This is a genomic window from Magnetococcales bacterium, from assembly GCA_015231925.1.
In the GTDB taxonomy this organism is placed as follows: Bacteria; Pseudomonadota; Magnetococcia; order Magnetococcales; family JADGAQ01; genus JADGAQ01.
In genome coordinates, this window is sequence record JADGAQ010000020.1 from 21,860 (window position 1) to 35,101 (window position 13,242).

Here is a 13,242-nt window from a genome sequence, read left to right on the forward strand (position 1 = left end):
AAGGCTTTGAAATTTTGGCGGTTATTTGTTATGGCGAAAGACGTTATCGAGGAAGTATGGCCGTTTGTTGAACGGGTGTTGACTGTCTTTAAGGATTTATTGGCTCTGTTGCAATGGTAACCTCTTTGGGGTTCCGGTCCCTCCTGGGACCGGAACCCCTGAGAATTTCTTCCACATCGGGGTACCGCTCACTGCCTTGGCCGGCCCAGGATAGGCCCTCCGAGAACCTCCTCCAGGCTGTCCACCACCTCCACATAGTGTTCCCAGCCGCTCAACCCACTATAAGTGAACTCGAATTTGCGGCCTTTCCAGAGAATCAGGCGGTAGTTCTGGGCGTGCAGTTTGGCCAAGGCCTCCCGATTCAGGATGGGTTGGGCGATGATGAATTGCCCATCCTTCTGCCGGAAACCTCCGGTCGCCTCATCCCGCTGCCATTTGGGATTGTTGGCGGGTATCCAGGCGTCGCCGAAAAACAGCACCGTGGGTCGATCGACCCGCAGATTGTCCGCCAGTTCACGGGTGGAGAGGTAGAACAACCGCTCCCGCACGTCCCTCGGGGTATAGCCGCTGCCCAGGCCCAGGGCGATGCGACGAGCCCCGCTTTCCCCGCCCAGGGTCTCCACATGTACCACATGGTAGGAGAGCAGCACCGCCGCCACCAGCATCAGTTCCTTACGGGATAGCAGCCGGTCCAACAACAGGATCACCGACGGCAGCACCGGCAGCAGGTATTCGGGCTCCAGCGGCATCTTGGCGTAAAGCAGAAAGCCGACCAGCAGGGTTACCGCGTGATAGCCGTAAAAGGGCTTCAACCCTGCCGGAATGCCTCGCAAGGCGCACTCGCCCCAGCGCCAGGCCAGAAGGGGCCAGACCAGCAGACTGCCCAGAACCCCCAGAAAGGTGAGGAAATTGTAGCCCCCCATGAGAAGCACCAGCCGGGGCGGAAACGCCATGGGTTCCACGCTGGTGGGGATGCCGTAAGTGAGCAGCGAGGGGGAAAAGGCCAGGGCCCCGACCCCCAAGGCGGTCAGGTAGATGGCCCCGATCTGTTTGATACGGCCCCCGGCCCGCCAGTGGGCATACATTCCCGCCAGAACGAACAGCCCCGAAGAGGGGCGAAAGCCGCAGGCCAGGCCGACCAACACCCCGTAAACGCCCCAACGCCCCTGCATCAGATAGATATAGCCCCAGAGCAACAAAGCCAGGGCCGGCAGGTAGTCCATGGTGGAGGAGCCGTTTTTCAGAATCAGCGGATGAAAGGCCAGCAACACCACGGTCCACAACGGATGTTGCAACGCCTCCTGCTCCGCGAGCTTCACGAAACCCAACAGCAGAAAGAGTCCGCCCGCCCAGCCGATGAGATTGGAGAGATACCACTGCCCGAAATGGATCAGCGGGGCCGCCAGGATCTCCAGCAGGGGAAAGCCCGTGGTGCGGGAGGAGACGTAATGGCCGGTCTCCCAGATTTTGCGGGCCGCTTCCGCCACCCGCCAGGCGTCGTCATCCCCGCCGTAGCCCAGGGTCAAAAAGGGCAGGACGGCCAGGGTCCACAGCAACGGCAGCAGACGCCGCGTCAGGGGCGAGAGAGTTTGCAAGGCGGCAGGATTCACAGGTTGAGTTTCCGAAAGACGGACTCCGGAATGGAGCGGATGATCAGCATGATATATCGCCAGAACCACTTCGTATAGAGAACGTGCCGTCCCTTCTCCTGGGCGAGGACGATATCACGGGCCACCTCTTGCGGCGTGGCGGTCAACAGAGGGGGCAGCGCCATGCCCTCGGTCATGCGGGTGCGAATGAAACCGGGCAATACGGTGAGAACCCCGACCCCGGAGGCGCTCAAGCGGTTGCGCAGGGCCGACAGATAGCAGGAGAGAGCGGCCTTGGCGCTGCCGTAGTGGCCGATTTTCTGGCGACCCCGATCCCCCGCCACCGAGCTGATACCCACGATGAAGCCGCTGCGGCGTTTTTCGAAAGCGGCGGCTACGATATCGAGAATGGAGACGCAGCCCACGAAGTTGCTTTCCAGAATGGCCGCCGCTTCGTTCCAGTCGGTGCGGGCCTTGAATTCATCGCCCAGATAGCCGACGCAGAGAATGACCCCCAGCGGCGGGGGATCCAGGGCGGCGAAAAAGGTCGCGTGGCTGGCCGTATCGCGCACCTCGAAGGGGTGTACCTGCACCGCGACACCGTGGCGCAGGCGCAGATCGGCGGCTTCGTCCTCAAGGGCTTCGGGGTGACGGGCGGCCAAGTGCAGGGCGAAGCCGCGTGCGGCGTACTCATCGGCCAGGGGGCGGGCCACATCGGAGGTGGCGCCGAGAATCAGCAGGGATCCCATGGTCAAATCTCCAGGCGTTGGGATTGCAGGGAGTGAAAGCGGGCCTCGGGATCGATGCGGCGTTTCAGGACCCGGAAGGCCTCCAGCTCCGGATAGCCGGCGGCGAAGGTGGCGGCGGACTGGCGGGCGTCTTTGGCCAGATAGAGGCGACCGCCTGCGGCCAGTACCTCTTCGTCGAGGGCGGCGAGAAGGGGGGCCAGCTTCGGCTGCATGGCGAAGTCGAGGGCCAGGGTGTAGCCCTCCCTCGGAAACGACAGCGGTGCTTCCGCTCTGGGCTGACCGAAGAGCTTGAGGACCGCCAGAAAGGAGCCCTGATGGCTGCGGTGGATTTTGTGCAGAATGCGCACCAGGGCGTCATGGCTGGCAGCTTTGGGCAGCACGCACTGGTACTGGGTGAAACCCCTGGCCCCGTAGATGCGGTTCCAGTGGTGGATGGCATCCAGAGGGTAGAAGAAGGCGTCGTAATCGATGAGCCCCATGTGCGGCAAACCCGGCGCTTTGCGGTAGTAGACGGCGTTGAAGGCCTGCACCGTCCAGGGGTTCAGCAGCAGAGCCGGCAGGTTGAAGGGCACGGTGAGTTTGCGGCGGGGCGGGGGCATCAGGGGTTGCCGCAGGCGGGCCGCATCGGGCAGTTCCGCCCGTCGCGCATGTTCCCCCCGCATCAGCACCGAACGCCCCAGGGAGGCCCCTCCGGCCAGACAGTCGATCCAGGCCACGGAGTAGGTCCAGGAGGCCGACTCCTCGAACAGCCGCATGATGCCGTCCAGGTCCGGGGCGCGTACCACCTCCTGGCGGATATAGGCGGTCTCCACCCGGATCAGGCGGAAGCTGGCCCGCAGAATCAGCCCGGTCAGGCCCATGCCGCCTCGGGTGGCCATGAACAGGTCACGGTTTTCCGTCGGCGAGCAAACGTGGATGCGCCCGGCGGCGTCCATCAGTTCCAGACGGCTGACCGCATCGCCGAAGGTGCCGGCCAGATGATGGTTCTTGCCGTGGACATCGGAGGCGATGGCCCCGCCCACGGTGACGAAGCGGGTGCCCGGCGTCACCGGCAGGAACCAGCCCCGGGGCAGCAGCACCCGAACGATCTCGTCGAGGGAGAGGCCGGCCTCGCAGGTCAATTCCCCGGTCTCCTCATCGAAGGCCAGGAAGCGGTTGCATCCGGTCATGGAGAGGATGCGCCGCTGCAGGGAGGCGTCACCGTAGCAACGGCCCAGGCCTCGGGCGATGAGCGGCCCATCCCCCTCCAGAAACGAGGCCAGCTCCGCCGGGCGGCGAGGGGATTTCAGATCGGTCTCGATGACGGGGTATTGGCCCCAGTTGCTCAGTTTCATGGCGCGTGACGGAAGACGAAGCGTTTATCCAGGTGGTATTTGATCAGGTAACCAAGGCCCAGGCCTATTGCGCCTCCCAGGTACTTGGCTCCCGGATGGTCGATGAAGTGATGAAAAAGCAGCTCCATGGCCCAGAAGAGAGCGGTCGTGATCAGGCCCATGGCGGAGTATAGCAGAAACTTTCGGGCGTCGTCTTGCAGGGAACGGGTCTGAAAGCGAAAAATGAAACGTTTGTCCAGCAGGTACTTGGCAACCAGGCCACTTCCGGTGCCGGTGCCCATGGCCAGATAGAGGAAAAAGGGGCCCTGATAGAGCTGGATGGTCAGCCACTGGGTGCCCAGGTTGATGCCCGTGGCCACCAGGGCGAAGAGGGTGTACCAGAAGAGGATCACCGGTAGAGAATCAGGGTGAAGGTGAAGAGCCAGCCGAGGATGACGCCCTGCAGAAACCGGTCCTGCAGAACGAGCAGGGTGGGGGAGCCGCTGTTGTTTTCCACCAGGGCCAGTTGCAGATAACGCAGAAAGCCCAGCAAAACGAATACGGTGGTCAGATAGACGGAACCGGAGCCGACCCGGTGGACCACTTCCGGCGACATGGTGTAGTTGGTATAGGCCACCACCACGATGCTGGCCAGGATGGCGAGGCTGGTTTGCACGAACTCCAGGTTGTAGCCGTCCACCGATTTGCGCATGCGCTGCCCGCTTTCCAAAAGGATCAACACGTCGTCGCGCCGCTTGGCCATGGCCAGGAAGAGGGCCAGCAGGTAGGTCATCAGGATGATCCAGGCCGACAGGGGAATGTGGGTGGCTGCGGAACCCACCAGCAGTCGCAGAACGAAGCCGGTGGCGATGAGGCTGATATCGAGCAGGGCCACGTGTTTCAGGCCGAAGCAGTAGAAGATGTTCATCACGCCGTAGAGGGTCATCCAGGCCAGGGCTTCACGGGAGAGGGAGGCCGTAAGGCTCAAACCCCCGCCGGCCAGGAGGAGGGCGAAGAGGATGGCCTGCCGGCTGCCGACGGCCCCCGAGGCCAGCGGCCTGTTCCGTTTGCTGGGATGGAGACGGTCTTCGGCCACATCGCGCAGATCGTTGAGGATGTAGACAGCGCTTGCCGTCAGGCAGAAGGCCAGAAAGGCCACACCGGCACGGCTGGCCACGTCGGCATGACTCAGTCCCTGGCCGAAAAACGCGGGCAGCAGCACGAAGACGTTCTTGATGTACTGCTTCGGACGCATCAGCGTGACAAAATGGGTCATGGACAAGGGGGAGGGACCTCTGCGGTTTTTGCAAGTGAAATGCGGCTCCGATTCGGCTATTATGCGGAACTTCCGGTAAATATGGCAAGGTGATCAAGGACAGGGAGATGTCGATGCGCAAGGGAATCGTGCTGGCCGGGGGCTCCGGGACGCGGCTCTACCCCCTGACCCGAGGGGTCAGCAAACAGCTCATGGGGATCTACGACAAGCCCATGATCTATTACCCCTTGTCGGTACTGATGCTGGCGGGCATTCGGGACATTCTGGTCATCACCACTCCCGAGGATGCCTCCAGTTTCCGGCGGTTGCTGGGGGATGGCAGCCATTTCGGGGTCTCGCTCACCTATGCGGTTCAGGAGCGGCCCGAGGGCATCGCCCAGGCCTTTCTTCTGGGGAGGGACTTCATTGCCGAAGAGGGGGTCGCCCTGGTTCTGGGAGACAACATCTTCTTCGGGCATCAACTGCCCTCGTTGTTGCGCAAGGCCATGAAACAGACCCACGGCGCCACGGTTTTCGGCTATCAGGTGAAAGATCCGCAACGCTACGGCGTGGTCGGTTTCGACCGGGATGGCAAGGTGACCTCCATCGAGGAGAAACCCGACGTGCCCAAATCCGCCTTCGCGGTGACGGGACTCTATTTTTACGATCGGGATGTGGTGGATCTGGCCGCCTCCCTGCGCCCCTCACCGCGCGGGGAGCTGGAGATCACCGATCTGAACCGGCTCTATCTGGAGCGGGGCGATCTGCAGGTCACGCTGCTGGGCCGGGGCATCGCCTGGCTGGATACCGGCACCCACGACTCCTTGTTGCAGGCTTCGAACTTCATCCAGGTGATTCAGGAGCGGCAGGGACAAATGGTGGCCTGCCTGGAGGAGATTGCCTTCCGCATGGGTTTCATCGGTGCGGAAGAGGTGCTGACGGCGGCCCGCCTCATGGGCAAGAGCGCCTACGGGGCCTACCTGAAACAACTGGTCGAAGAGGCGGGGAGGCCCTTTCCGTGAAGAAGGTTCTGCTGACCGGGGCCTCCGGCCAGTTGGGCCGGGCGCTGACGGTCGAATTGAGCCGGGAGTCGGACATCCTCGCTCTGAGCCATGGCCAGCTCGACATCACCGATTATGTCGCGGTTCGGGACTGCCTTCGACACCACCGGCCCGACTGGGTGATCAACACTGCGGCATGGACCGACGTGGACGCTGCCGAATCGGACCCCCGCTCCGCCCTGGCGGCCAATGCCCTGGGTCCGCGTCATCTCGCGGCGGTGTGCGAGCAGGTGGGGATTCCCCTGGTGCAGATCTCCTCCGATTACTGTTTCGACGGTGTTCTGAACCGGCCTCTGCACGAATTCGACGCCACCAATCCCCTCTCGGTTTACGGACGCAGCAAGTGGTTGGGGGAGGAGGAGGTGCGTCGCCACCACTCCCGGCATTTGATTCTGCGCACCGCCTGGTTGTACCATGTGTCGGGTCGCAACTTTCCGCTGACCATTCTGGGCCTGGCGCGCAAGGGGCCGCTTCGGGTGGTGGATGACCAAGTGGGGTCACCCACCTTCGCGCCGCATCTGGCCGTCCTCATTCCCCGGCTGATGCGTGAGGGTTGTTTCGGCACCTGGCACACCGCCGGCAGCGGCGCGGTCTCCTGGTACGAACTGACCCTGGCTCTGCTGCAACGGGCGGGGGTCTCCTGCGAGGTGACTCCGGTAACGACGGAGGCCTTTCCCCGTCCGGCGCGACGCCCGGCTTTTTCGGCCTTGACCACCTTTTTGCCGCCGGAGTTGCGCCTGCCTTCCTGGGAGGAGGGCGTGGCGGACTTCGTGGCCGGAATTTGACTTTCAATATTTTATCTTTTAAATATCAAAAAAAGAAAATGTTCTATCCTTTGACTTTTTTTGTCGTTCAATCCAATTACAAAGCCAAGAAGCAACTGATTTTGGATGACCTGAATAAAGGATAAGCGAAAGTCAAAAGATAGAACATTTTCTTTTTTTGATATTTAAAAGATAACGTATTGAAAGTCAGAAAATTTCAAATATGTTCCGGTTTTGCAATGGGCTCTTTTAAAGAAGCGGGGAGATGAGTTCGAAATGAAGTCCTATGCGTGGCAAAAGCCCTCCTACGAAGTGGGCAATCGGGAAGGCTCGCGCCTCTCCTTCGAGTTCTTCCCTCCCAAGGATGCGGAGGGCGAGGCCCAGTTCTGGCGATCCATGGAGGCTCTGGCGGCCTTCCGTCCGGGGTTCGTCTCCGTGACCTGCGGAGCGGGAGGCGGGGCCCGTCAGGGAACCGTGCCCCTGGTGCGGGAGGTGATGCGTCGTACCGGGCTTCCCGTCATGGCTCACCTGCCGGGCATCGGACTCACCGAAGAAGAAGTGTCGGGCCATCTGGAGAACTATGCCCAGGACGGCGTACCCATGATTCTGGCTTTGCGGGGCGATCCTCCGGCGGGCGTCAGCCTCTCCGACGGACCCTTCGCCCACGCCAGTGATTTGGTGCGCTTCATCCGGCAGCGCATGCCCGGTTTCGGCGTGGGGGTGGCCGCCTACCCGGAGGTGCATCCCGAATCCCCGGACGCCGCCACCGATCTGGCCTTCTTCCGCCTCAAGGTGGAAGCTGGAGCGGAGGTGGCCATTACCCAGTTCTTCTTCGACAATCAAAGCTATTTCGACTTTTGCGATACCTGCCGTCGTCAGGGAATCATGGTTCCGGTCATTCCGGGCATTTTGCCGGTTACCAACTACCAGCGACTGGAATCTTTCGCCGCGCGGTGTGGCGCACGCCTGCCCCCGTGGCTGGTGGACCGGCTCATTCCCATCCGGGACGATCCCCAGGCCATGCTGGCCGCCGGCATCGACATCGCCGTCGAGCAGTGTCGGGAACTCCTGGACCGTGGCGCACCCGGTCTGCACTTCTTCACCCTGAATCGGGCCAACTCCATGGTGGAGATTCTCTCCCGGCTGGGGTTCGAGGGAAACTAGAGATTCCACCCTTTCCTGGTGTATGATTCGGCGCATGGGGGTCACGGATGGAACCCTCGCAGCGGTGGGAGCGGGTTGGCACGGACGAAGTGACCCGCCTGCCCTCATTGGGATCCGTCCATGAACATCGGTGCATCGCTGGTGGGAGGGCGCTACCGCCTTCAGGGGGTGCTGCGGCAGGATCCCTTTTCCACCATCTATAAAGCCTCTGAAGAGGGATCCCGTGAAAGTGTGGTCCTGCAGACCATTCCCGGCGAGATCGCCCGTGATCTTCAAGCCTTCGGGGAGTACAAGCGTCTCTTCCACCGCCTGCGGGCTCTGGCGCTTCCCGGTGTGGGGCTGCCGGAGAAACATCTCTTCGATCCCCAGTCCCAATCGCATCTTCTGGCCGGTTTCTATCGACCCGGCATCGACCTGACCACCTGGCGCAAGAAATTCGACGGGGGGGTGGCGCCGGTGGTCCTGGCCTGGCAGCTCTGCGGCGCGGTGGCCAAACGGTTGGTGCAGCCTCACGGCTTGCCGTCGCCCTTTCCCCACGGCTTGTTGCGTCCGGATACCATTCTGGTCGAGGAGGGGGGGGAGGTTCGGCTGGAGGGCTTCGGACTGGCTTACGAAACCCTTTCCCTGGTGGCCCGGTTCTCCGCCTCGGGACTCTCCGCGAGCCAGAGCGCCAGTCTGGCGGTCTATCTGGCCCCCGAACGCTTTCTGCTGCGCACCCCCTTCGCCAACAACGCTTCCCCCGCCCAACTGGCTCCGCGCATCGGCGGCTTCCGCTTTCTGCCTGCGCCGCCGACACCCTCTTCCGACATCTTTTCCCTGGGAGTGATCTTTTACGAGCTGGTAACGGGGCAGGTTCCCTTTACCGAGGGCCAGTTGGCGGCAACTGCCGCCGGCGAGGCGCTGCCTGCGGTCTCCCTTCCGGCGGAACTGGAGGAGGGGCTGCGACGCTTTTTGCAGCGCAGTCTGGATGCGGACCCATTGCGACGCCCCACTGCGGGGGCCTGGGCCACTCTGGCCACCGAGAGGGGGGAGAGGCGGGAAAAGGTCCAGCTTCGCCAGGAGGTGAAGCCTGTCGCAGCCGAAACGCCGGAGCTTGTCTATGGGCCTGCCGGGTCCATTCCCCTCCCCGAGGCTGCCCCTGCGGAAGCGGTCGAGCCCCTGTCATCGCCACCCGTGGAGGAGTCCTCCCCGCCGACCCCGTTGGTGGAGACCCCGCCCCATGCCGTGCGGGCCGCGGCGGTGGCAACCCCTCGGGAGAGAAAACGCCTTTCCCGCTCCCACAAGACCCATCGACCCGAGCTGACCTGGTTGGTCTCCGGAGCGGCGGGCCTTGCCGCCGTCGGTGTCCTGCTTTGGAAGGTCTTCGTTCCCGGAGTGGCCGAGGAGCAGGGGACGGCCCAGGTGCGTCGGTTGTTGGAGTCGGCGCAGCGCGATCTGGCGGCGTTGGAACTCTCCAGCGATTCGGGACGTCAGGCGCGGGAGAAGTTCGTTAAGGTGCTGCGTCTCGACCCGGCCAACGACGGGGCTCGGGAGGGCATGGCCCAGGTAGTGAAACAGTATGCCTCGCTGGCCACTTCGGCCATCGGTGTGCTGTCGGATCTGGCGGCGGAACGGCGGGAGTTTTCCGCACCCGCCGATGGCCGCATCAGTGACGAACGTTACCAGGAGCTGACCCTGGAAATCGCTCGGGAAAAACGTCGGGCTGCCGACTTGGAAGCCCAGGTTGCCCGTCTGGAGGCCGGGCAGAAGCGCGGTCCGGAGACGGAAAACCGCTTGAAGGAGGCGGCGACGGCCCTGGGAACCATGGCGGCGCTGGAGGAGAAGTTGCGTCAGGCCGAAGCGGAGCTGCAACGTCTGCGGGGCAAGGAGCCGGACAAAACCCGACTGGCCGCCCTGCCCAAAACCCCACCCGGCATCACGCCGCCCGCCAAGACCATTCCGGAACCGCTGCCCGTTCCGTCCGCAGAGCCCTATGCGGTGCAGGTGGGCGCCTACTTGGAATCGGACAAGGTCGATCTGGTCATCAAACAGCTTTCCAAGGTTACGGTCGATGGAAAACCCTTGCCGGTTTTTCAGGAAACGGCCACTGTATCGGGTAAACGCTATATTCGTGTGAGGGTGGGGCCCTTTCCGGGTCGGGACGGCGCATCCGCCGCCCGCTCACGGGTGCAGGAACAGACCGGAATGGATGGTATTCTGTTGCGGCACAAAGCCTGGTAGGTCATCAATTTCTCGGGGACGACAGCGATGTCGGTGCAATTTCGCGATTTTCGTGTACGTTTTGTCCCCGGAATGACTCTCCTGGTGGTGCTGATGGTGCTTGTCCTCAATCTGGGCACCACCCTGATCCTGCATCGGGAGAGTCAGGTGGCTGCCGCCCGATTGGCCCAGCCCCTGGCCCAATCCATCACCCGCAACGTGGCCGGTCGGCTGGAACGCCTCTTCGACGGGGTGTTGATGGAAAGCCGGCTGCTCTCCATGTCGCCGGATGTCGCCCTCCCTCCCCAGGATGATGCCCTTTCCCATCCCGCTCTGCCCCTGCTCCATTCCGCCCTGGACGAAAACCCCAACCTCTATTCCGCCTATATCGGGCACTCCAACGGCGACTTTCTTCAGGTTATCGCCGTGCGTCGGGATCCCGTGGTGACGGAGGCGCTGCAAACCCCCAAGGAGACCTATTGGGCGGTGCGATGCATCGACGGAGAGGGCGAATCTCGCAAGGCCTACTGGCGTTTCCTGAGCAAGGATCGGGAGTTCCTCGGTTCCCGTATCGAAGAAAAACCGGCTTACGATCCCCGTCTGCGCACCTGGTATCGCCAGGCATTGGAAGAGCGTGCTTTTACGGAGGTCTACCTGTTCCAATCCTCCAAGGAGCCGGGCATTACCGCCATGATGCCCCTGCCCGGAAAGGTCGGGGTGGTCGGGCTCGATTTGAGCTTGCGACAAATCGGACGCTTGTTGGATATGGAGGAGATCTCCGCGAGCGGGGCACTCCTGGTCGTGGATTCCCAGCAGCGTTTTCTGGCAGGCCACGGCACGCCTTTTCTGGTGTCGCCCGCCCCGTTGACTTCCCTGAAGCAGATGGGGCGCGTACTGCTGGGCTTCGAGGATGAGATCATCCGCATGCAGCGGGAAAAGGATGCGGATCGGGTGGCCAGTGTCGTCGCCCCCGACGGGGAGGAGTACCTTCTGGTGGTCATCCCCGGCGAGCAGGGAGGGGTACGGCAGTTGACGGTCATCTCCATGGCCCCGCTTTCCGATTTCACCCAGCATGTGGAGCGCATGCGCGACAAGATTCTGCAGGCCTCGCTGTTGCTGCTGCTCGGGGCGGTTCCCCTGATTCTGCTGTTATCCCGCCGGGTGGGACGCAATCTGGTGGCTCTGGCCAAAGACGCGGGACTTATCCGCAATTTCGATTTTTCGGGTGAACTGCCGAAAGGCTCCTTTATCGCCGAAGTGGATGTGATGATCCGCGCTTTCGGCATGATGAAGGAGACGGTGCGCGAACGCACCCACACCCTGGAAGTGGCCCGCGCCAAACTGGAAAAGCTGCTGGAAATCGGCATCGCCCTCTCTTCCTCCCATGACGACAAGTCGCTGCTGTCCACCATCATCGATGGGGGGAAAATGCTGCTGGGAGCCCAGGCCAGCACGCTGTTTCTGCGCACGGAGGATGACCGGCTGGTCTTCGCCCTGCGTTCCATGGAAGACGAACTGCCTTTTCAGTCGCTCTCCATGTATTTGGAGAACGGGGAGCCCAACCACCACTTCGTTTCGACCCATGTGGCCCTGACCGGCGAGACGGTGGTTATCGACGACGTGCGTCGTGACGAGCGGTTCGATCTTTCCGGCACCTTGGAATTCGATATGCGCACCGGGTTTTTCACCCGTTCGATGATTGCACTGCCGCTGTTGACCACCCGTGGCCGGGTGATGGGGGTATTGCAGGTACTCAACGCCGGGGGCGGGGCGGAAGGCGTCACCTTTAACGAGGAGGACTGCAACTTCGCCCGGGCGCTGGCCTCCCAGGCGGCGGTGGCCATGGAGAACCAGCAGTTGCTGGTCACCCAGCGGGAGTTGTTCCAGGCCATCGTTCACATGGTTGCGGGCGCTATCGACGCCAAATCGCCCTATACCCGTGGTCACTGCGAACGGGTTCCGATTCTGGCGGGGTTGATGGCTCAGGCGGCGGTCGAGTCCGACCGGGCCGAATTCGCCGGATTTTCCCTGGACGAAGAGGAGGCGGAAGCCTTTCAGATCGCCTCCTGGCTGCACGATTGCGGCAAGGTGACCACCCCGGAGCATGTGGTGGACAAGGCCACCAAACTGGAGACCATCTACAACCGCATCCATGAGATACGCACCCGCTTCGAGGTGTTGTACCGCGACGCCCACATCCGTTTTCTGCAGGAGGTGCTGGCGGGACGGGAGTCGGTGGCGGACCTGGGGGATTTCCTGAGGAGGTCGTTGCAGGGACTGCAAGAGGATTTCGCCTTTCTGGCGGAATGCAATGTCGGCAACGAATTCATGGCGGAAGACAAGTTGCAGCGTTTGCGGGATCTGGCGGCGGTGACCTGGACCCGCCATTTCGACGATCGTCTGGGGCTATCCCACATGGAGTTGAACCGCCTGGCGGGGATTGTTTCTGCGCCGCTGCCCGTGGTGGAACAACTACTGGCCGACAAGTCGGAGCATCGGGTGGCCCGCAGCGCCGAGGAACTGGCCCGACCTTTCGGCGACAATCCGCATGGTTTCTGTGTACCGGTGCCGAAGGATCGCATGCATCTCGGGGAGTTGTACAACCTTTCCGTGCGCCGGGGCACCCTGACGGCGGAAGAGCGTTTCATCATTCAGGACCACATCGTCCAGACCATACTGATGCTCAAGGAGCTGCCTTTCCCGGCCCATCTGAAGAGTGTGCCGGAGGTGGCGGGGGCGCATCACGAAACCATGCTGGGGACCGGTTATCCGCGCGGTTTGAAGCGGGAGCAGATGTCGATTCCGGCGCGGATTCTGGCCCTGGCGGATGTCTTCGAAGCCCTGACGGCCTCGGACCGGCCCTACAAAAAAAGCAAAACCTTGAGCGAGGCTCTGCGCATCATGGCCGGCATGGTCCGGGACCAACACCTGGATGCGGAGGTCTTCCGCCTCTTTCTGGAGAGCGGAGTCTATCTGGACTACGCCGAGGAGTACCTGGAGCCCGATCAGATTGATCGGGTGGATGTTTCGGGGTTGATAGCCGTTTGAGGTGACACACTCCGTCCGATACCATTCGGTCAATGTAACTATTTAAATATACGGGGGTTCGGGGGGGATTATCCCCCCCGACGGGTCCAGGGCAGCGCCC

At 62.4% G+C, this 13,242-nt stretch carries 10 protein-coding genes; 5 read left to right on the forward strand and 5 right to left on the reverse strand.

The window, feature by feature from the left end:
- Positions 1 to 188: 188 nt before the first annotated feature.
- Genes HQL56_04215 through HQL56_04235 form a run of 5 tightly spaced genes read right to left on the reverse strand, consistent with a single transcriptional unit; the run spans position 189 to position 4,927 of the window.
- The gene (locus tag HQL56_04215) at positions 189 to 1,610 is read right to left on the reverse strand and encodes a hypothetical protein (GenBank protein MBF0308716.1); all 1,422 of its coding nucleotides are present in this window, start codon (positions 1,608 to 1,610) and stop codon (positions 189 to 191) included.
- The gene (locus HQL56_04220) at positions 1,607 to 2,338 is read right to left on the reverse strand and encodes an SDR family oxidoreductase (protein MBF0308717.1); all 732 of its coding nucleotides are present in this window, start codon (positions 2,336 to 2,338) and stop codon (positions 1,607 to 1,609) included. The genes HQL56_04215 and HQL56_04220 overlap by 4 nt, the downstream gene beginning before the upstream one ends.
- A 2-nt stretch (positions 2,339 to 2,340) precedes the next feature.
- On the reverse strand, positions 2,341 to 3,672 hold the full coding sequence (locus HQL56_04225) for an FAD-binding oxidoreductase (GenBank protein ID MBF0308718.1): 1,332 nt from the start codon (positions 3,670 to 3,672) through the stop codon (positions 2,341 to 2,343).
- Positions 3,669 to 4,064, reverse strand: coding sequence for a GtrA family protein (locus HQL56_04230; GenBank protein MBF0308719.1), 396 nt, complete (start codon positions 4,062 to 4,064; stop codon positions 3,669 to 3,671). The genes HQL56_04225 and HQL56_04230 overlap by 4 nt, the downstream gene beginning before the upstream one ends.
- The gene (locus HQL56_04235) at positions 4,061 to 4,927 is read right to left on the reverse strand and encodes a decaprenyl-phosphate phosphoribosyltransferase (GenBank protein ID MBF0308720.1); all 867 of its coding nucleotides are present in this window, start codon (positions 4,925 to 4,927) and stop codon (positions 4,061 to 4,063) included. Before HQL56_04235 ends, HQL56_04230 begins: the two co-directional genes overlap by 4 nt.
- A gap of 113 nt (positions 4,928 to 5,040) precedes the next feature.
- On the opposite strand from HQL56_04235, the gene rfbA reads away from it, so the two are divergent.
- From rfbA to HQL56_04260, 5 genes are all read left to right on the forward strand, one after another.
- Positions 5,041 to 5,928, forward strand: coding sequence for a glucose-1-phosphate thymidylyltransferase RfbA (rfbA, locus tag HQL56_04240; GenBank protein MBF0308721.1), 888 nt, complete (start codon positions 5,041 to 5,043; stop codon positions 5,926 to 5,928).
- Positions 5,925 to 6,752 (forward strand): dTDP-4-dehydrorhamnose reductase, encoded by an 828-nt coding sequence (rfbD, locus tag HQL56_04245; GenBank protein MBF0308722.1) that lies wholly within the window; start codon positions 5,925 to 5,927, stop codon positions 6,750 to 6,752. Before rfbA ends, rfbD begins: the two co-directional genes overlap by 4 nt.
- Positions 6,753 to 7,007: 255 nt before the next feature.
- On the forward strand, positions 7,008 to 7,895 hold the full coding sequence (gene metF, locus HQL56_04250) for a methylenetetrahydrofolate reductase [NAD(P)H] (protein MBF0308723.1): 888 nt from the start codon (positions 7,008 to 7,010) through the stop codon (positions 7,893 to 7,895).
- A 120-nt stretch (positions 7,896 to 8,015) separates the two neighbouring features.
- Entirely contained in the window at positions 8,016 to 10,115 is a 2,100-nt protein-coding gene (locus tag HQL56_04255; protein ID MBF0308724.1) for an SPOR domain-containing protein, read from the forward strand.
- Between the two features lie 1,077 nt (positions 10,116 to 11,192).
- Positions 11,193 to 13,142, forward strand: coding sequence for a GAF domain-containing protein (locus HQL56_04260; protein ID MBF0308725.1), 1,950 nt, complete (start codon positions 11,193 to 11,195; stop codon positions 13,140 to 13,142).
- Positions 13,143 to 13,242: the final 100 nt, after the last annotated feature.